This window comes from Citrobacter sp. CK191, from assembly GCF_030333435.1.
In the GTDB taxonomy this organism is placed as follows: domain Bacteria; phylum Pseudomonadota; class Gammaproteobacteria; order Enterobacterales; family Enterobacteriaceae; genus Citrobacter_B; species Citrobacter_B koseri.
Map to the genome: position 1 here is coordinate 78,346 of NZ_JAOWFX010000003.1, position 18,880 is coordinate 97,225.

Consider the following 18,880-nt stretch of genomic DNA (forward strand, 5'->3'; position numbering starts at 1 on the left):
CCGAACAAAAGCGGACAGCGAAAAATAAAAATGTAAAAGTAGCGTTGAGAAAAACCTCGCAGACTACAGTGAATAGACTATTTTTCGCGACGCGAATTATCAATCTCTTTCTGTAACGAGAATGTAAGAGTATGAGCAACCGCACATATTTCATTGCTTTCTGTTACATTTTCATCAGGCGCTAAAAAAGATGAACAAAAGTTAAAATTGTCTTGTTTTCCATGCACATGAAATCGGTTTCACATGAAATGATATTCATTCCATAAATTCACTACGCCAAAACTATTTTGTTGCGAAATTATTTTCCCGACGGCATTAATTCGCTCTGCAAACAGAGAGCGGGATGACAAAATGGAAAGGATAAAAAAACGCCGCAAAATGCGGCGTTGGAAGGTGATGTGATGCGGTAGCTTTACTCGCCCGCTTTAGCCCACGTATCGCGCAGACCTACGGTACGGTTAAACACACGTTTATCCGCCGTTGTGTAGCGGCTGTCCAGGCAGAAGTAGCCTTCACGCTCAAACTGATACGCTTTACCCGCTACGGCGTTCTGCAACGACGGTTCCGCGTAACCCTGCTTAATCACCAGCGATTCAGGGTTGATCACGGACAGGAAGTCCTCTGCGGCGCCCGGGTTCGGCACGCTGAACAGACGATCGTACTGACGAATTTCAACCGGCAGCGCGTGTGCCGCGCTTACCCAGTGAATGACGCCCTTCACTTTACGGCCATCAGCCGGATCTTTGCTCAGGGTGTCCGCATCATAGGTACAGAAGATGGTGGTGATATTGCCTTCCACATCCTTCTCCACGCGCTCAGCTTTCACCACATAGGCGTTACGCAGACGCACTTCTTTCCCCATCACCAGACGCTTGTACTGCTTGTTCGCTTCTTCGCGGAAGTCGGCACGATCGATCCAGATTTCACCGCTAAACGGTACTTCACGGCTGCCCATTTCCGGTTTGTTCGGATGGTTCGGCATGGTGACCATTTCGCTTTCGCCCTGCGGGTAGTTTTCGATAACCAGTTTCACCGGATCGATAACCGCCATCGCGCGCGGTGCGTTTTCGTTCAGATCTTCACGAATGCAGGACTCCAGCGACGCCATCTCAATGGTGTTGTCCTGCTTGGTAACGCCGATGCGTTTGCAGAATTCACGGATGGAGGCCGCGGTATAGCCACGACGACGCAGGCCAGAAATGGTCGGCATACGCGGATCGTCCCAGCCTTCAACGTGTTTGTCCGTCACCAGCAGGTTCAGCTTACGCTTGGACATCACGGTGTATTCCAGATTCAGGCGCGAGAATTCGTACTGACGCGGGTGAACCGGGATGGTGATGTTGTCCAGCACCCAGTCGTACAGACGACGGTTGTCCTGGAATTCCAGCGTACACAGAGAGTGCGTAATGCCTTCCAGCGCATCGCTGATGCAGTGGGTAAAGTCGTACATCGGGTAGATGCACCACTTGTTGCCGGTCTGGTGGTGTTCGGCAAATTTAATGCGGTACAGCACCGGATCGCGCATCACGATAAACGGCGACGCCATATCAATTTTGGCGCGCAGGCACGCTTTACCTTCTTCAAAACCACCGGTACGCATTTTTTCAAACAGCGCCAGGTTCTCTTCCACGCTGCGATCGCGGAACGGGCTGTTTTTACCCGGCTCTTTCAGCGTACCGCGATATTCGCGGATCTGATCCGGCGTCAGCTCATCGACGTACGCCAGACCTTTGGTGATCAGCTCAACCGCATACGCATGCAGTTGATCGAAGTAATCTGAGGAGTAGCAAACGTTGCCAGCCCAGTGAAAACCTAACCACTCGACGTCGTTTTTGATCGAATCAACGTACTCGATATCTTCTTTTACCGGGTTGGTATCATCGAAACGCAGGTTGCACAGGCCCTGATAATCTTGCGCGATGCCAAAGTTCAGACAGATGGATTTCGCGTGGCCGATGTGCAGATAGCCATTCGGCTCCGGCGGAAAACGGGTGTGGATTGTGGTGTGCTTACCACTGGCCAGATCTTCATCGATGATCTGACGAATAAAGTTAGTCGGGCGGGCTTCAGCCTCACTCATCGTGGATTCCTCAAAGCGTAAACAACGTATAACGGCATATGATCTTATAAGCCGGACAGACTGACAACCTTTAGTTACTTAAAAAGTGGCTTTGAAGAAAATATGGGGGCTGATTGCTGTAAAAAAAAGCGACGGCGCTTTGCCGGATGACGGCTACGCCTTATCCGGCCTACAAACTGCTACAACTGTGTCGAACCGTAGGCCTGATAAGCACAGCGCCATCAGGCGCATTTGCCGGATAGCAGCTATACCTTATCCGGCCTACAGGCGGCAAAAAAAAAGCGGCGGAGGTTTCCCCCCGCCGCTCAGGCACAAACTCTACTCAGGAGCGATTATTTGCCTTTAATCTCATACAGTGGCGTTTGACCCGCAACCACCTGACCTTCAGCTTTAATCACCAGACCGCTGAAGTCGTCGATGTTGCTGCAAACCACCGGGCTAATCATCGAGCGCGCATTGGCGTTCAGGAACTCCAGATCCATTTCCAGGATCGGCTGACCGGCAACCACTTCGGCACCCTCTTCCACCAGGCGTTTGAAGCCCTGACCGTTCAGCGCAACGGTATCGATCCCCATGTGGACAACGATTTCCGCGCCTTTTTCAGTTTCCAGGCAGAACGCATGATTGGTGTTGAAGATTTTCACAATGGTGCCTGCCGCCGGGGAAACAACGGTTTTATCCGTTGGTTTCACCGCCACGCCGTCGCCAACCGCTTTGCTGGCGAACGCTTCGTCAGGAACCTGTTCCAGCGCAACCACGTCACCCGTGACTGGAGACACCAGCGTCGCGATGGTCACCGCATTAGGAACCGCCTGCGGTTTTGCCACCGGCGCCGCAGTCACTGGCGCGCTGTCAGCAGACGCTGCCGCAACCGGGCCACGCGCCACCACTTTCTTCATTTCGTCGCCGATAGATTCCGCTTTCGCGCCGACGATAACCTGGATGGTCTGTTTGTTCAGTTTCACCACGCCGGACGCACCAAGACGTTTACACATTGCATCGCTCACGCGAGCCGCGTCGGCAACGGTCAGGCGCAGACGGGTGATGCAGGCATCGATCGCTTTCAGGTTATCCGTACCGCCAACCGCAGCAATGTAGTTGGTCGCCAGTTGGGCCATACCTTCTTCAGTGTTGCTGTTCGCTTCGTCAGTCACGATATCGTCGTCTTTATCTTCACGACCTGGCGTTTTCAGGTTGAACACGCGAATTACCGCGCTGAACAGCAGGAAGTAGATGACGAAGAAGACCGCGCCCATCACCAGCAGCATCCAGACGTTTTTGCTGGCCGCAGGCAGGCTATACATCAACACGTAGTCAATTGCGCCTGCGGAGAAGGAGAAGCCCGCATGAATACCCAGCAGCGTCGCGATGAACAGGCTGATACCGGTCAATACTGCGTGCAGGAGGTACAGCAACGGTGCCAGGAACATGAACAGGAATTCCAGCGGCTCAGTAACACCGGTCAGGAACGCGGTGATCGCAACGGACAGCAGCATACCGCCAACCATTGGACGACGCGCTTTCGGCGCAGCGAAGTACATCGCCAGCGCCGCACCCGGCAGACCGAACATCATGATCGGGAAGAAGCCGGACATGAACATCCCCGCCGTGCCGTCACCCGCGTAGAAGCGGTTGATGTCGCCGTGGAATACCGTACCTGCCGTGTTAGTGAACTCGCCAATCTGGAACCAGGCGATGGTGTTCAGCACCTGATGCAGACCTGTCGGGATCAACAGACGGTTGATGAAACCGAAGATACCGGAACCCAGCGCGCCCGCGCCGACGATCCATTCACCGCCCGAATGAATAGCGTGCTGAACCGGAGGCCAGACGTAACCGAAAATCGCCGCCAGCACCAGACAGAAGAAGCCCGTGGCGATCGGCACAAAACGTTTGCCGCCAAAGAAGCTCAGGAAATCAGGAAGTTTGATACCGGACCAACGGTTATAAACGGCGCCGCCCACCAGACCGGTAATGATACCCGCCAGGACGCCCATGTTGATTTCCGGGTTAATCGTCACCATCGCTTTGGTCAGGACGAAGTACCCGACCGCACCCGCCAGCGCTGCTGCACCCGCGCTGTCCTTAGACCAGCTGGATGCCACACCGATGGCGAAGATCAGTGCGAGGTTATCGAAGATCGCCCCGCCCGCCTGCGCGATAAAGGCGACATTCAGTAAATCTGGTTGACCGAATCGCAGCAACAGTGCCGCCACTGGCAGCACTGCGATAGGGAGCTGTAACGCCCTACCCAGTCGCTGGAAAAAACCTAAAATATTCATCTTATTCCCCCTACGAGACCCCGATTAGGCTTCTGGAAGCCATTTTTTTATTGTGCGACAAATCGTTAAAGCGTGATGTTTGGCAACAACGGTATGAATTATTCATCTACGCTCAGAGTGTGTGAAAAATTAATTCGTATCGCAAATTAAACGCGTGTTTTTTGTGATTTGAATCACCAAATATCGTTATTCACCCTCCCTTATACTGGCTAACTGCGAAAACTTATTTTATCATTCAAAAAATCAACACGGATTAGCGCCTGTCCATACGAATCCAGGTTACGCTTACTAACGTACAGATGCTCAATCCGCCAATTTATTACTTTTACTTTTGAGGTGAAGAATGAGACTGATCCCCCTGACGTCCGCTGAACAGGTCGGCAAATGGGCTGCTCGCCATATCGTTAACCGTATTAACGCCTTCAAACCTACCGCCGATCGCCCGTTCGTCCTGGGCCTGCCGACCGGCGGCACGCCGCTGACGGCGTATAAAGCATTAGTCGAAATGCACAAAGCGGGCCAGGTCAGCTTTAAGCATGTGGTGACGTTCAACATGGACGAATATGTTGGCCTTCCGAAAGAACACCCGGAAAGCTACCACAGCTTCATGCATCGCAATTTCTTCGATCACGTTGATATTCCAGCAGAAAATATTAACCTGCTCAACGGTAACGCGCCGGATATCGATGCGGAATGCCGTAATTATGAAGAAAAAATCCGTTCTTACGGTAAAATTCACCTGTTTATGGGCGGCGTAGGCAACGACGGTCATATCGCGTTTAACGAACCGGCTTCTTCCCTGGCTTCCCGTACGCGTATCAAAACGCTGACCCATGACACCCGCGTGGCAAACTCCCGCTTCTTTGACGGCGACGTCAACCAGGTGCCGAAATATGCGCTGACCGTAGGCGTGGGTACGCTGCTGGACGCAGAAGAAGTGATGATTCTGGTGCTGGGCCATCAGAAAGCGCAGGCGCTACAGGCGGCTGTCGAAGGCAACGTCAACCACATGTGGACCATTAGCTGTCTGCAACTGCATCCGAAAGCGGTCGTGGTGTGCGACGAACCTTCCACTATGGAACTGAAAGTTAAGACGCTGAAATATTTCAACGAGTTAGAAGCCGAAAATATTAAAGGTCTGTAATGTTATCTCCGCCCTGCACGCAGACGCAGGGCGGCATTTTTTGAAATCGGGGGTCGGAATGTATGCTTTAACCCAGGGCCGGATTTTTACCGGTCACGAAATTCTTGATGACCATGCGATTGTTGTCGCCAATGGCCTGATTGATCGCATCTGTCCAGTGGCGGAACTGCCGCCAGAGATAGAACAACGCGCGTTGAATGGGGCCATTCTCTCCCCCGGTTTTATTGATGTGCAATTAAACGGCTGCGGCGGCGTCCAGTTCAACGATACCGCTGACGCGGTGACTGTCGAAACGCTGGAAATCATGCAGAAAGCCAATGAGAAATCAGGCTGCACCAGCTACCTGCCGACGCTGATTACCACCAGCGACGATCTGATGAAACAGGGCATTCGCGTCATGCGTGAATACCTGGCGAAATACCCGAATCAGGCATTAGGTCTTCATCTTGAAGGTCCGTGGCTGAACCTGGTCAAAAAAGGCACCCATAATCCAAGTTTTGTCCGCCAACCTGACGCTGCGCTGGTGGACTTCCTGTGCGATAATGCCGATGTGATCACCAAAGTCACGCTGGCGCCGGAAATGGTGCCGGCAGAAGTGATCGCTAAGCTGGCGGCGGCGGGCATTGTGGTTTCAGCCGGTCACTCCAACGCGACGTTAAAAGAGGCGAAAGCCGGTTTCCGCGCAGGGATCACCTTTGCCACCCACCTGTTCAACGCGATGCCGTATATTACGGGCCGTGAACCGGGTCTGGCGGGCGCCATTCTTGACGATGCCGATATTTATTGCGGCATCATCGCGGATGGTCTGCATGTTGATTACGTCAACATTCGTAACGCTAAACGTCTGAAAGGTGACAAACTTTGCCTGGTGACCGATGCAACCGCCCCGGCGGGTGCAAACATTGAACAGTTCATTTTTGCTGGTAAAACAATATACTACCGTAATGGACTGTGTGTGGATGAGAACGGTACGCTGAGCGGATCATCATTAACCATGATCGAAGGCGTGCGTAATCTGGTTGAACATTGCGGTATTGCGCTGGATGAAGTGCTGCGTATGGCAACGCTCTACCCTGCGCGCGCGATTGGCGTCGATAAGCAGCTCGGCAGCCTCGCGCCGGGTAAAGTTGCGAACCTGACCGCCTTCACCCACGACTTTAAAATCATCAAGACCATCGTTAATGGTAACGAGGTCGTTACTGAGTAAGAGAAAGTATGACACCAGGCGGACAAGCTCAAATAGGTAATGTTGATCTCGTAAAACAGCTTAACAGCGCGGCCGTTTACCGCCTGATTGACCAGCACGGGCCAATCTCGCGTATTCAGATTGCCGAGCAAAGCCAGCTTGCTCCCGCCAGCGTAACCAAAATTACGCGTCAACTCATTGAACGCGGGCTGATCAAAGAAGTTGATCAGCAGGCCTCCACCGGGGGCCGCCGCGCCATCTCCATCGTTACCGAAACCCGTAATTTCCATGCCATTGGCGTGCGGTTGGGTCGTCATGACGCAACCATTACCCTGTTTGACCTGAGCAGTAAAGTGCTGGCTGAAGAGCACTATCCATTGCCAGAGCGCACTCAGGAGACGCTGGAACATGCCCTGCTCAATGCCATCACCACATTCGTCGACAGTAACCAGCGTAAACTTCGCGAGTTAATCGCGATTTCCGTGATCCTGCCGGGTCTTGTCGATCCCGAAAGCGGCGTGATCCGCTATATGCCGCATATTCAGGTTGAAAACTGGGGATTAGTTGAAGCGCTGGAAAAACGTTTTCACGTAACCTGTTTTGTCGGTCACGATATCCGCAGTCTGGCGCTGGCCGAGCACTATTTCGGTGCAAGCCAGGATTGCGAAGATTCCATTCTGGTGCGCGTACACCGGGGGACTGGCGCCGGGATTATCTCAAATGGCCGCATTTTTATTGGTCGCAACGGCAACGTCGGGGAGATCGGTCATATTCAGGTCGAGCCGCTGGGCGAGCGCTGTCACTGCGGCAATTTTGGCTGTCTGGAAACCATCGCCGCCAACGCGGCCATTGAACAACGCGTACAGCACTTACTCAAGCAGGGCTACCAAAGTCGCGTTACGCTGGACGACTGCACGATTAAAACCATCTGCAAGGCAGCTAATAAAGGTGACAGCTTAGCGGCAGAGGTGATTGAACACGTTGGTCGTCATCTGGGCAAAACCATCGCTATCGCTATCAACCTGTTTAATCCGCAAAAAATCGTGATTGCCGGTGAAATTACCGAAGCGGATAAAGTGCTGCTGCCGGCGATCGAAAGCTGCATCAACACACAGGCGCTGAAAGCGTTTCGCAAAAATTTGCCGGTTGTCCGTTCCACGCTGGATCACCGCTCCGCCATCGGCGCATTTGCGCTGGTGAAACGCGCCATGCTCAACGGCATTTTGTTGCAACATTTGCTGGAAAATTAATGAGCTTTTATAGTGGCGCATTATGACTAAATCCTTTGGGTAGTTCATGACCATCAAGAATGTAATTTGTGATATTGACGGCGTGCTGATGCACGACAATGTTGCCGTACCCGGTGCGGCAGAATTTCTGACGGATGTAATGGAAAAAGGTCTGCCGCTGGTGCTGCTGACCAATTACCCTTCGCAGACCGGCCAGGATCTGGCGAACCGCTTTGCTACCGCAGGGGTTAACGTACCGGACAGCGTTTTTTATACTTCCGCGATGGCCACCGCCGATTTCCTGCGTCGTCAGGAAGGCAAGAAAGCCTATGTGGTCGGTGAAGGCGCACTAATTCACGAATTGTATAAAGCAGGTTTTACCATTACCGACGTCAATCCCGATTTTGTGATTGTCGGTGAGACCCGTTCCTATAACTGGGACATGATGCATAAAGCGGCCTTTTTCGTCGCCAACGGCGCCCGTTTCATCGCCACCAACCCCGATACCCACGGTCGTGGTTTCTATCCGGCCTGCGGCGCGCTCTGTGCAGGTATTGAAAAAATTTCTGGCCGTAAGCCTTTTTACGTCGGTAAACCCAGCCCGTGGATTATCCGCGCCGCGTTAAACAAAATGCAGGCGCACTCGGAAGAGACCGTTATCGTCGGCGACAATCTGCGCACCGATATTCTGGCGGGATTCCAGGCCGGTCTGGAAACCATTCTGGTGCTCTCTGGCGTCTCAACGCTCAACGATATCGACGACATGCCGTTCAGACCAAGCTGGATTTATCCTTCCGTCGCCGAAATCGACGTTATCTAAACGCCCCCCAGCCTGATGGCGCTGCGCTTATCAGGCCTACAATATTGTTCTGTTCGAATCGTAGGCCTGATAAAAAACATCGTTTAATAAAATCGCCATAAAATTATCGATTCATCAATAAACACGCTCATTACGTAATCTTTTTTCATCATTCAACAACTGCCATTGCATTTTTTGCTTTCATCACGCCAAATCTCTTGCGAACCCTGCGGCTTTGCGGCATTTTCATAAACAAGCAAACACAAAAAAGCACCACGCAACGGGTTAATGGAGAAGGTTATGTGTTCTATTTTTGGCGTATTCGATATCAAAACAGACGCGGTTGAGCTGCGTAAAAAAGCCCTTGAGCTGTCACGTTTGATGCGCCATCGCGGCCCTGACTGGTCCGGTATTTACGCCTGCGATAACGCGATTCTGGCACACGAGCGTCTGTCTATTGTCGACGTCAACGCCGGTGCGCAGCCGCTGTACAACGAAAAGAAAACACATGTGCTGGCCGTTAACGGTGAAATTTATAACCACCAGGCATTACGCGCGGAATATGGCGATCGCTATCAGTTCCAGACCGGGTCTGACTGTGAAGTGATCCTCGCGCTGTACCAGGAAAAAGGGGTGGAATTTCTCGACGACCTACAGGGTATGTTCGCCTTTGCGCTGTACGACAGCGAACAGGATGCCTGGCTGATTGGTCGCGACCACATCGGGATCATCCCGCTTTATATGGGTCATGACGAGCACGGCAACTTTTATGTCGCCTCTGAAATGAAGGCGCTGGTGCCAGTCTGCCGCACGATTAAAGAGTTCCCGGCAGGCAGCTACCTGTGGAGCAAAGACGGTGAGATTCGTCAGTATTACCAGCGCGACTGGTTCGAGTTCGACGCGGTAAAAGACAACGAAACGGACAAAAACGTGCTGCGCCAGGCGCTGGAAGAGTCCGTCAAAAGCCACCTGATGTCAGACGTGCCATACGGCGTATTGCTCTCGGGCGGCCTGGACTCCTCCATTATTTCCGCCATCACCAAGAAATTCGCCGCACGCCGCGTGGAAGATCAGGAACGTTCGGAAGCCTGGTGGCCTCAGTTGCACTCCTTTGCTGTCGGTCTGGAAGGCTCCCCGGACCTGAAAGCCGCGCAGGAAGTGGCAAACCATCTCGGCACCGTGCATCACGAAATTCACTTCACCGTGCAGGAAGGTCTGGATGCGATTCGCGACGTGATTTACCACATCGAAACTTACGATGTCACCACCATTCGCGCCTCGACGCCGATGTATTTAATGTCGCGTAAAATCAAAGCGATGGGAATCAAAATGGTGCTGTCCGGTGAAGGTTCCGATGAAGTGTTCGGCGGCTATCTCTACTTCCATAAAGCGCCAAACGCCAAAGAACTGCACGAAGAGACCGTGCGTAAGCTACAGGCGTTGCATATGTTTGACTGCGCTCGCGCCAACAAAGCGATGTCTGCCTGGGGCGTCGAAGCCCGCGTCCCGTTCCTGGATAAGAAATTCCTCGATGTGGCGATGCGCATCAACCCGGAAGACAAAATGTGCGGCAACGGCAAAATGGAGAAACATATCCTGCGTGAATGTTTTGAATCCTACCTGCCCGCAAGCGTGGCATGGCGTCAAAAAGAGCAGTTCTCTGACGGCGTCGGCTACAGCTGGATCGACACGCTGAAAGAGGTCGCGGCGGAGCAAATTTCCGACCAGCAACTGGAAACCGCCCGCTTCCGTTTCCCGTACAACACGCCATCTTCTAAAGAAGCGTACCTGTACCGTGAAATCTTCGAAGAGTTGTTCCCGGTACCCAGCGCGGCAGAATGTGTGCCAGGCGGCCCGTCCGTCGCCTGTTCTTCTGCGAAGGCCATCGAATGGGATGAGGCGTTCAAAACGATGGACGATCCATCAGGCCGCGCCGTCGGCGTACACCAGTCCGCTTATAAATAAGTTATCGTGTTAAAAAGAGTCCTGCGGGGCTCTTTTTTTACGCCGTTTTTTCACCGCAAAAAACGATTAATAACCAATAATTGCCGAATATTGCGTCACGCTGTTCGCAACCTAACCAAACAGTCACATTCCGGCCATTTTCAATGAAAAAGAGGTTGACGCTTCAAGGCTCAATACGCATAATGCGCCCCGCAACGCCGATAAGGTAACGCGAAAAAAGATGGCTACGTAGCTCAGTTGGTTAGAGCACATCACTCATAATGATGGGGTCACAGGTTCGAATCCCGTCGTAGCCACCATCTTTTTTGCGGGAGTGGCGAAATTGGTAGACGCACCAGATTTAGGTTCTGGCGCCGCAAGGTGTGCGAGTTCAAGTCTCGCCTCCCGCACCATTCACCAGTACGCGTTGCACGGATGGGGTATCGCCAAGCGGTAAGGCACCGGTTTTTGATACCGGCATTCCCTGGTTCGAATCCAGGTACCCCAGCCATATTTCTTCGAGTTTGCGGATTGCCGCGACGGTCATTGGGGTATCGCCAAGCGGTAAGGCACCGGTTTTTGATACCGGCATTCCCTGGTTCGAATCCAGGTACCCCAGCCATCGAAGAAAACAATCTGGCTACGTAGCTCAGTTGGTTAGAGCACATCACTCATAATGATGGGGTCACAGGTTCGAATCCCGTCGTAGCCACCAAATTCTTGGGGTATCGCCAAGCGGTAAGGCACCGGATTCTGATTCCGGCATTCCGAGGTTCGAATCCTCGTACCCCAGCCAAATTTGAAAGACGTTCGGATGACGAACGCAAAAACCCAATCATTGGGGTATCGCCAAGCGGTAAGGCACCGGATTCTGATTCCGGCATTCCGAGGTTCGAATCCTCGTACCCCAGCCACATTAAAAAAGCTCGCTTCGGCGAGCTTTTTGCTTTTCTGCCCGGCACTCCGGGCGGTGTAGGCCTGATAAGCGCAACGCTATCAGGCACAGAACATCCTACAACCCTAACGCATATTTCAGGGCCTGACGTTTCAACACGCCTGCGCGCTCTGCCGCCATCAATCCAACATTACGCATAATGCGCAGCGGCTGAAGATTATTGCTGAAACCGGCATAGAACAGATCCATCCCGCTTTGCATAATGAAGTTATCCGCCATGCGGCGCGTCTGATAGCGTTTCAGCACCTGGTGACTGGCCCAGACCTCGCCATGACTGCGGGCGCTGATCAACACATCCAGCAGCGCATCCACATCACGATACCCCAGGTTTACCCCCTGCCCGGCTAATGGATGAATGGTATGCGCCGCATCCCCCACCAGCGCCAGACCAGGCTGTACGTATTGCAACGCATGGCGGCGCGTCAGCGGAAAAGCGCCTGCCGCAACCGGTGTGACCGCCCCCAAACGCGACGGAAAATGTTGCATAATTTCCGCCTGCAACTGCGGCATACTCAGGTTCTGCAACTGGCGAATACGCGCCGGTGAGTCATACCACACCAACGATGCCCAGTTGTCGAACAACGGTAAAAAGGCCCGTGGACCGTCTGGCGTAAATTGCTGCCAGGTGCTGTCACCGGGCTCGCTCTCACACTGTACAGTAATCAGCATACAGGACTGAGCATACTGCCAGGCATGAATGCCAATCCCCGCCAGCTGTCGTACCTGCGAGTTCGCACCGTCAGCGCCGATCACCAGTTTTGCGGTAAGACGCTCGCCATCCGCCAGCTCCAGCTCATGTCGATCATTGTGGCGATGCAACGCAATCAGTGAAGCAGGTACGCGTAGCGTCACTTTCGGGTGCGCATCCAGCGCCTGCCACAGCGCCTGTTGCAGCACGATATTCTCAACCATATAGCCAAGCAGCGGTAACTTAAGCTCGGCGGCGTCAAACACCACATGGGCGTTTTCCCACTCCCAGGTCTCCAGACGACGGTACGGATGGCTGCGCATCCCCTGCACCGCATCCCAGACGCCCAGGCCTTTAAGCAGCGACACCGACGCCGCGCTGATCGCTGAAATACGCACATCAGGCTGGCTATCGGCCACAAACGGCGCAGGCTCAGCATGTTCAATCACCGTGACGGTAAATCCATGCTGCGCCAGTCCCAGCGCCAGCGCGCCACCGACCATCCCCCCGCCAACAATGGCAATTTCCGTTGGTTGATTTGTCATGGTCACTCATCCTGTTACGTTGATAAGACAAGTTTACAGGATTTTTTACCTCTAAGGGCTGATAAGCGTCATACTGGTCACAACCGCGCCAAAGCATTACACTATGCGCCCTGCAATTCAGCCACTATTTCGCAAGAGCAAGTCGATGACCAAAAAACTCCATATTAAAACCTGGGGCTGTCAGATGAACGAGTACGATTCATCGAAGATGGCCGATCTGCTGGATGCTACCCACGGGTATCAACTGACCGAGGTCGCGGAAGAAGCGGATGTGCTGCTGCTGAATACCTGCTCAATCCGCGAGAAGGCTCAGGAAAAAGTCTTCCATCAATTAGGCCGCTGGAAACTCTTAAAAGAGAAGAACCCGGATCTGATTATCGGCGTCGGCGGTTGCGTGGCCTCCCAGGAAGGCGACCACATCCGTCAGCGTGCGCACTATGTCGATATTATTTTTGGCCCGCAAACGCTGCACCGCTTACCGGAAATGATCAACTCCGTTCGTGGCGACCGCAGCCCGGTGGTGGACATCAGCTTCCCGGAAATCGAGAAGTTCGACCGCCTGCCGGAACCGCGTGCGGAAGGCCCGACCGCGTTTGTCTCCATCATGGAAGGGTGTAATAAATACTGCACGTACTGTGTGGTGCCGTATACCCGTGGTGAAGAGGTCAGCCGTCCGTCTGACGACATCCTGTTTGAGATCGCCCAGCTTGCCGCTCAGGGCGTGCGTGAAGTCAACCTGCTCGGTCAGAACGTTAACGCCTGGCGCGGTGAAAACTACGACGGCACCACCGGCTCCTTTGCCGACCTGCTGCGCCTGGTTGCCGCCATCGACGGGATTGATCGCATCCGCTTCACCACCAGCCACCCGATCGAGTTCACCGATGACATCATCGAAGTTTACCGTGATACGCCAGAACTGGTGAGCTTCCTGCATCTGCCGGTACAGAGCGGCGCGGATCGCGTACTGAATCTGATGGGGCGTACCCACACGGCGCTGGAGTACAAAGCGATCATCCGTAAACTGCGCGCGGCGCGCCCGGATATTCAAATCAGCTCGGACTTCATCGTTGGCTTCCCTGGCGAAACGACTCAGGACTTCGAACAGACCATGAAGCTGATTGCCGACGTCAATTTCGACATGAGCTACAGCTTTATTTTCTCGGCGCGTCCGGGAACACCGGCGGCCGATATGGTTGACGATGTGCCGGAAGAAGAGAAAAAGCAGCGTCTGTATATTCTACAGGAGCGTATTAACCAGCAGGCGATGGCCTGGAGCCGTCGGATGCTCGGCACCGTCCAGCGTATTCTGGTGGAAGGCACCTCGCGTAAGAGCATTATGGAACTGTCAGGCCGTACCGAAAATAACCGCGTGGTGAACTTTGAAGGCACCCCGGAGATGATCGGTAAGTTTGTGGATGTGGAAATCACCGATGTCTACACCAACTCTCTGCGCGGCAAGGTTGTACGCACCGAAGATGAGATGGGGCTGCGTGTGGCTGAAACGCCGGAGTCAGTCATTGCCCGTACCCGTAAAGAAAACGAGATTGGCGTCGGTTTTTACCAGCCTTAATCCTGCTGAAAAGCGAAAAAATGCCCGATGGCGCTGCACTTATCGGGCCTACGGCACAATATGGTTCGTAGGCCCGATAAGGCACTTGTGCCGCCATCCGGCAAATAACAGACAGGCCTTGTAATTCCCCCCTACGCCCCCATCTTCATTGCAATGCTTGCGCCTTTATCCTGTGGCGTGAATAATTTCCTTATCTGCCGGTGAATTTTCATTTTCCGGCGACTCAGGCATAAGAGGAACAGTTTGAACATAGACACTCGCGAAATTACCCTTGAGCCCGCAGACAACGCCCGTCTGTTGAGCCTTTGCGGCCCGTTTGACGACAACATCAAACAACTGGAACGCCGTCTCGGCATCGAGATCAACCGTCGTGACAATCACTTTAAGCTGACCGGTCGCCCGATTTGCGTCACCGCCGCGGTAGATATCCTGCGCAGCCTGTACGTCGATACCGCCCCGATGCGCGGTCAGATTCAGGACATCGAGCCGGAACAAATCCACCTTGCGATTAAAGAAGCGCGCGTGCTGGAACAAAGCGCGGAGAGCGTTCCTGACTATGGCAAGGCGATAAATATTAAAACCAAGCGTGGCGTGATTAAGCCGCGCACGCCGAATCAGGCGCAGTACATCGCCAACATTCTTGATCACGACATTACTTTCGGCGTTGGCCCTGCCGGTACGGGGAAAACCTACCTCGCCGTTGCCGCCGCCGTGGACGCTCTTGAGCGTCAGGAAATTCGTCGTATTCTGCTAACCCGTCCGGCAGTGGAAGCCGGGGAAAAACTGGGCTTTCTGCCAGGCGACCTGAGCCAGAAGGTAGACCCGTATCTTCGCCCGCTGTATGACGCGCTGTTTGAGATGCTCGGCTTCGAGAAAGTAGAAAAGCTGATTGAGCGCAACGTCATTGAAGTCGCGCCGCTGGCCTATATGCGCGGTCGTACGCTGAACGACGCCTTTATTATTCTCGATGAGAGCCAGAACACCACCATCGAACAGATGAAGATGTTCCTGACGCGTATCGGCTTTAATTCGAAAGCGGTTATTACCGGCGACGTCACGCAGATTGACCTGCCGCGCAACACGAAGTCTGGCCTGCGCCATGCGATAGAAGTGCTGGCGGAAGTCGAAGAGATCAGCTTTAACTTTTTCCACAGCGAAGACGTGGTGCGCCATCCGGTGGTTGCCCGTATCGTTAACGCCTATGAAGCCTGGGAAGAAGCGGAGCAAAAACGCAAGGCAGCGCTGGCGGCAGAACGCAAGCGTGAAGCGCAGGAGCAGGAACAAAAATGAGTCAGGTGATCCTCGATTTACAACTGGCATGTGAAGACCATTCCGACCTGCCGGAAGAGAGCCAGTTTCAGACGTGGCTGAATGCGGTGATCCCACAGTTTCAGGAAGAATCAGAAGTGACGATTCGCCTGGTGGATGAAGCCGAAAGCCACGATCTTAACCTGACCTACCGCGGGAAAGATAAGCCAACCAACGTGCTCTCTTTCCCGTTTGAAGCGCCGCCAGGTATGGAGATACCGCTGCTGGGCGATCTGATCATCTGCCGCCAGGTGGTGGAGCAAGAAGCGAAAGAACAAGATAAGCCGCTGGAGGCCCACTGGGCGCATATGGTCGTGCACGGCAGCCTGCATTTGCTGGGCTACGACCATATCGAAGACGATGAAGCGGAAGAGATGGAAGCCCTCGAAACAGAGATTATGCTTGCTCTGGGCTATGAGGACCCGTACATTTCCGAGAAAGACTAAGTACGATGAACAAACATGCCGTCAGCCGTTAAGTATATGCATGACGAGCGACCTATTAACCAACATGAGAACCCATACGACGCCATGAGCGACGACAATTCACACAGTAGTGACACGTTAAACAGCAAAAAGGGATTTTTTTCCCTGTTACTGAGCCAACTTTTCCACGGTGAACCCAAAAACCGTGACGAACTGCTGGCGCTGATCCGTGATTCCGGGCAGAACGACCTTATCGATGAAGATACGCGCGATATGCTCGAAGGGGTGATGGACATTGCGGACCAGCGCGTTCGCGACATCATGATCCCCCGCTCCCAGATGATTACCCTGAAACGCAACCAGACGCTGGATGAGTGCCTTGATGTCATCATTGAGTCAGCACACTCGCGTTTCCCGGTCATCAGCGAAGACAAAGATCACATTGAAGGGATTCTGATGGCGAAGGATCTGCTGCCGTTTATGCGCAGCGATGCCGAAGCCTTCAGCATGGAAAAAGTGTTACGCCAGGCCGTTGTTGTCCCGGAGAGTAAGCGCGTTGACCGCATGCTCAAAGAGTTCCGTTCCCAGCGTTACCATATGGCGATCGTTATCGACGAGTTTGGCGGGGTGTCGGGTCTGGTGACCATTGAAGACATTCTCGAACTGATCGTGGGTGAAATTGAAGACGAGTATGATGAAGAAGATGATATCGACTTCCGTCAGCTCAGTCGCCACACCTGGACCATTCGCGCTCTCGCACCGATTGAAGACTTCAACGAAGCCTTCGGCACCAGCTTCAGCGATGAAGAGGTCGATACCATTGGCGGTCTGGTGATGCAGGCGTTCGGTCATCTGCCTGCGCGCGGTGAGACCATTGACATTGATGGTTACCAGTTCAAAGTCGCTATGGCCGACAGCCGTCGTATTATTCAGGTTCATGTCAGAATACCGGATGACTCGCCCCAGCCTAAACTGGACGAATAAAACCAAAAGTGGACTAAAGACTAAATGGCATTTGCCTCACTGATTGAACGCCAGCGCATTCGCCTGCTGCTGGCGTTATTATTCGGCGCCTGCGGAACGCTGGCTTTTTCTCCGTATGACGTCTGGCCCGCCGCGCTTATCTCGCTTATGGGCCTACAGGCGTTAACCTTACACCGTCGCCCGCTCCAGTCGGCTGCTATCGGCTACTTCTGGGGGCTGGGACTCTTTGGCTCCGGCATCAACTGGGTCTACGTCAGTATCGCGCAGTTCGGCGGTATGCCCGGCCCGATAAACGTCTTCCTTGTGGTGCTGCTTGCCGCATACCTTTCCCTCTACACGGGCCTGTTTGCCGGTATTCTGTCGCGTCTGTGGCCGAAAACCACCTGGCTGCGCGTGGCGATCGCCGCCCCCGTAGTCTGGCAAATCACCGAGTTTCTGCGTGGCTGGGTACTGACCGGCTTCCCGTGGCTACAGTTCGGCTATAGCCAGATTGACGGCCCGCTGAAGGGGCTGGCGCCGGTGATGGGCGTTGAGGCCATCAACTTCCTGCTGATGATGGTCAGCGGCCTGCTGGTGCTGGCGGCAGTCACCCGTAACTGGCGTCCTCTGGTCGTCGCGCTGGTGTTATTTGCCCTGCCCTTCCCGCTGCGTTACATCCAGTGGTATACGCTGGAGCCAGAAAAAACAACGCAGGTCTCGCTGGTTCAGGGCGACATTCCCCAATCGCTGAAGTGGGATGAGAGTCAGCTTATCAATACGCTGAAAATCTATCTCGACGCCACCCAGCCGGAAATGGGTAAATCGCAACTGATTATCTGGCCAGAGTCCGCCATTCCCGATCTGGAGATTAATCAGCAGCGTTTTCTGGGCATGATGGACGATCTGCTGAAATCCAAAAACAGCACGTTGATTACCGGCATAGTCGATGCGCGTCTGAACAAGCAGAACCGCTACGACACCTACAACACGATTATCACGCTGGGTAAAGACAACCCGTACAGCTACGATTCCAGCAATCGCTACAACAAAAACCACCTGGTGCCGTTTGGCGAGTTCGTGCCGCTGGAGTCGATTCTGCGCCCGTTAGCGCCGTTCTTTGACCTGCCGATGTCCTCATTCAGCCGTGGGCCGTACATACAGCCACAGCTGCATGCGCATGGCTTTAAACTGACGGCGGCGATTTGCTACGAAATCATTCTGGGTGAACAGGTTCGGGACAATTTCCGCCCGGACACTGACTATCTGCTGACCATCTCTAACGACGCCTGGTTCGGAAAATCTATCGGCCCGTGGCAGCACTTCCAGATGGCGAGAATGCGTTCTCTGGAGCTGGCGCGCCCGCTGTTGCGCAGCACCAACAACGGCATTACGGCAGTCATTGGCCCGCAGGGTGAAATTCAGGCGATGATCCCGCAGTTTACCCGCGACGTGTTGACCACCCACGTTACGCCAACCCGTGGTTTAACGCCTTATGCCCGTACCGGCAACTGGCCGTTATGGTTGCTCACCGCGCTGATGGGCTTTGGCGCCGTGGTGATGAGCCTGCGTCAGCGTCGTAAATAATCTCCCTTATTACCGGATAAGACGCAATGCGTCTTATCCGGCCTGGCTATATCCCTCCATTCTGGCACGCCTATTGCTTTGTTAAACAAGGTAAACCTTGTTTTGGCTATATGTGCAACCTGGTCGCACCAATATCGATCATCGGTAGCACCCAAACAGTGCAATGAAAGATTTTTGC

The 18,880-nt window shown here is 53.6% G+C and carries 13 protein-coding genes and 7 tRNA genes; 17 read left to right on the forward strand and 3 right to left on the reverse strand.

All coding sequences use genetic code 11. The features are described from left to right. Window positions 1–412 precede the first annotated feature (412 nt). Both glnS and nagE read right to left on the reverse strand, forming a co-directional pair. Window positions 413–2,080: a glutamine--tRNA ligase gene (glnS, locus tag OGV82_RS00375; protein ID WP_047458159.1), complete on the reverse strand. Its 1,668-nt coding sequence runs from the start codon at window positions 2,078–2,080 to the stop codon at window positions 413–415. Between the two features lie 332 nt (window positions 2,081–2,412). Further along, on the reverse strand, window positions 2,413–4,362 hold the full coding sequence (gene nagE / locus OGV82_RS00380; RefSeq protein WP_101743888.1) for a PTS N-acetyl glucosamine transporter subunit IIABC: 1,950 nt from the start codon (window positions 4,360–4,362) through the stop codon (window positions 2,413–2,415). A 343-nt stretch (window positions 4,363–4,705) separates the two neighbouring features. On the opposite strand from nagE, the gene nagB reads away from it, so the two are divergent. From nagB to OGV82_RS00440, 12 genes are all read left to right on the forward strand, one after another. Then, window positions 4,706–5,506, forward strand: a complete 801-nt coding sequence (gene nagB / locus OGV82_RS00385) for a glucosamine-6-phosphate deaminase (protein ID WP_012133326.1) — start codon at window positions 4,706–4,708, stop codon at window positions 5,504–5,506. A 58-nt stretch (window positions 5,507–5,564) separates the two neighbouring features. After that, window positions 5,565–6,713 carry an N-acetylglucosamine-6-phosphate deacetylase gene (nagA, locus tag OGV82_RS00390; protein WP_047458163.1) on the forward strand — a complete coding sequence of 383 codons (1,149 nt, stop codon included), beginning with the start codon at window positions 5,565–5,567 and terminating at the stop codon, window positions 6,711–6,713. A gap of 8 nt (window positions 6,714–6,721) precedes the next feature. After that, a complete protein-coding gene (gene nagC, locus OGV82_RS00395) occupies window positions 6,722–7,942 on the forward strand; it encodes a DNA-binding transcriptional regulator NagC (protein WP_012133328.1) in 1,221 nt (406 codons plus the stop codon). Window positions 7,943–7,988: 46 nt separating this feature from the next. Then, window positions 7,989–8,741 carry a ribonucleotide monophosphatase NagD gene (gene nagD, locus OGV82_RS00400; protein ID WP_012133329.1) on the forward strand — a complete coding sequence of 251 codons (753 nt, stop codon included), beginning with the start codon at window positions 7,989–7,991 and terminating at the stop codon, window positions 8,739–8,741. Window positions 8,742–9,020: 279 nt separating this feature from the next. Then, window positions 9,021–10,685 carry an asparagine synthase B gene (gene asnB, locus OGV82_RS00405; RefSeq protein ID WP_047458165.1) on the forward strand — a complete coding sequence of 555 codons (1,665 nt, stop codon included), beginning with the start codon at window positions 9,021–9,023 and terminating at the stop codon, window positions 10,683–10,685. 222 nt (window positions 10,686–10,907) lie between these two features. Beyond that, window positions 10,908–10,984, forward strand: a tRNA-Met gene (locus tag OGV82_RS00410). 8 nt (window positions 10,985–10,992) lie between these two features. Next, window positions 10,993–11,077, forward strand: a tRNA-Leu gene (locus OGV82_RS00415). 23 nt (window positions 11,078–11,100) lie between these two features. Next, window positions 11,101–11,175, forward strand: a tRNA-Gln gene (locus OGV82_RS00420). 36 nt (window positions 11,176–11,211) lie between these two features. Continuing rightward, window positions 11,212–11,286: transfer RNA gene (locus tag OGV82_RS00425), tRNA-Gln, on the forward strand. A gap of 16 nt (window positions 11,287–11,302) precedes the next feature. After that, window positions 11,303–11,379 (forward strand) — tRNA-Met (locus OGV82_RS00430). A gap of 6 nt (window positions 11,380–11,385) precedes the next feature. Further along, window positions 11,386–11,460, forward strand: a tRNA-Gln gene (locus OGV82_RS00435). A 43-nt stretch (window positions 11,461–11,503) separates the two neighbouring features. Next, window positions 11,504–11,578, forward strand: a tRNA-Gln gene (locus OGV82_RS00440). 98 nt (window positions 11,579–11,676) lie between these two features. On the opposite strand, the gene ubiF is transcribed toward OGV82_RS00440, so the two are convergent. Continuing rightward, window positions 11,677–12,852, reverse strand: coding sequence for a 3-demethoxyubiquinol 3-hydroxylase (gene ubiF, locus OGV82_RS00445; protein ID WP_047458167.1), 1,176 nt, complete (start codon window positions 12,850–12,852; stop codon window positions 11,677–11,679). Window positions 12,853–12,997: 145 nt separating this feature from the next. Here ubiF and miaB point away from each other — a divergent pair, with 145 nt between their 5' ends. From miaB to lnt, 5 genes are all read left to right on the forward strand, one after another. Continuing rightward, window positions 12,998–14,422, forward strand: coding sequence for a tRNA (N6-isopentenyl adenosine(37)-C2)-methylthiotransferase MiaB (gene miaB / locus OGV82_RS00450; RefSeq protein WP_024130541.1), 1,425 nt, complete (start codon window positions 12,998–13,000; stop codon window positions 14,420–14,422). Between the two features lie 243 nt (window positions 14,423–14,665). After that, window positions 14,666–15,712 carry a PhoH family protein gene (locus tag OGV82_RS00455; RefSeq protein ID WP_012133334.1) on the forward strand — a complete coding sequence of 349 codons (1,047 nt, stop codon included), beginning with the start codon at window positions 14,666–14,668 and terminating at the stop codon, window positions 15,710–15,712. Continuing rightward, on the forward strand, window positions 15,709–16,176 hold the full coding sequence (gene ybeY, locus OGV82_RS00460) for an rRNA maturation RNase YbeY (protein ID WP_047458169.1): 468 nt from the start codon (window positions 15,709–15,711) through the stop codon (window positions 16,174–16,176). Before OGV82_RS00455 ends, ybeY begins: the two co-directional genes overlap by 4 nt. Window positions 16,177–16,260: 84 nt before the next feature. Continuing rightward, window positions 16,261–17,139: a CNNM family magnesium/cobalt transport protein CorC gene (corC, locus tag OGV82_RS00465; RefSeq protein WP_024130542.1), complete on the forward strand. Its 879-nt coding sequence runs from the start codon at window positions 16,261–16,263 to the stop codon at window positions 17,137–17,139. A gap of 24 nt (window positions 17,140–17,163) precedes the next feature. After that, window positions 17,164–18,702, forward strand: coding sequence for an apolipoprotein N-acyltransferase (gene lnt / locus OGV82_RS00470; protein ID WP_200023802.1), 1,539 nt, complete (start codon window positions 17,164–17,166; stop codon window positions 18,700–18,702). The last annotated feature ends 178 nt before the right edge of the window (window positions 18,703–18,880 follow it).

Coding starts and splice junctions, on each gene's coding strand:
- glnS (WP_047458159.1), bottom strand. CDS start 2,080: ATGAGTGAGGCTGAAGCCCGCCCGACTAACTTTATTCGTCAGATCATC.
- nagE (WP_101743888.1), bottom strand. CDS start 4,362: ATGAATATTTTAGGTTTTTTCCAGCGACTGGGTAGGGCGTTACAGCTC.
- nagB (WP_012133326.1), top strand. CDS start 4,706: ATGAGACTGATCCCCCTGACGTCCGCTGAACAGGTCGGCAAATGGGCT.
- nagA (WP_047458163.1), top strand. CDS start 5,565: ATGTATGCTTTAACCCAGGGCCGGATTTTTACCGGTCACGAAATTCTT.
- nagC (WP_012133328.1), top strand. CDS start 6,722: ATGACACCAGGCGGACAAGCTCAAATAGGTAATGTTGATCTCGTAAAA.
- nagD (WP_012133329.1), top strand. CDS start 7,989: ATGACCATCAAGAATGTAATTTGTGATATTGACGGCGTGCTGATGCAC.
- asnB (WP_047458165.1), top strand. CDS start 9,021: ATGTGTTCTATTTTTGGCGTATTCGATATCAAAACAGACGCGGTTGAG.
- ubiF (WP_047458167.1), bottom strand. CDS start 12,852: ATGACAAATCAACCAACGGAAATTGCCATTGTTGGCGGGGGGATGGTC.
- miaB (WP_024130541.1), top strand. CDS start 12,998: ATGACCAAAAAACTCCATATTAAAACCTGGGGCTGTCAGATGAACGAG.
- ybeY (WP_047458169.1), top strand. CDS start 15,709: ATGAGTCAGGTGATCCTCGATTTACAACTGGCATGTGAAGACCATTCC.
- corC (WP_024130542.1), top strand. CDS start 16,261: ATGAGCGACGACAATTCACACAGTAGTGACACGTTAAACAGCAAAAAG.
- lnt (WP_200023802.1), top strand. CDS start 17,164: ATGGCATTTGCCTCACTGATTGAACGCCAGCGCATTCGCCTGCTGCTG.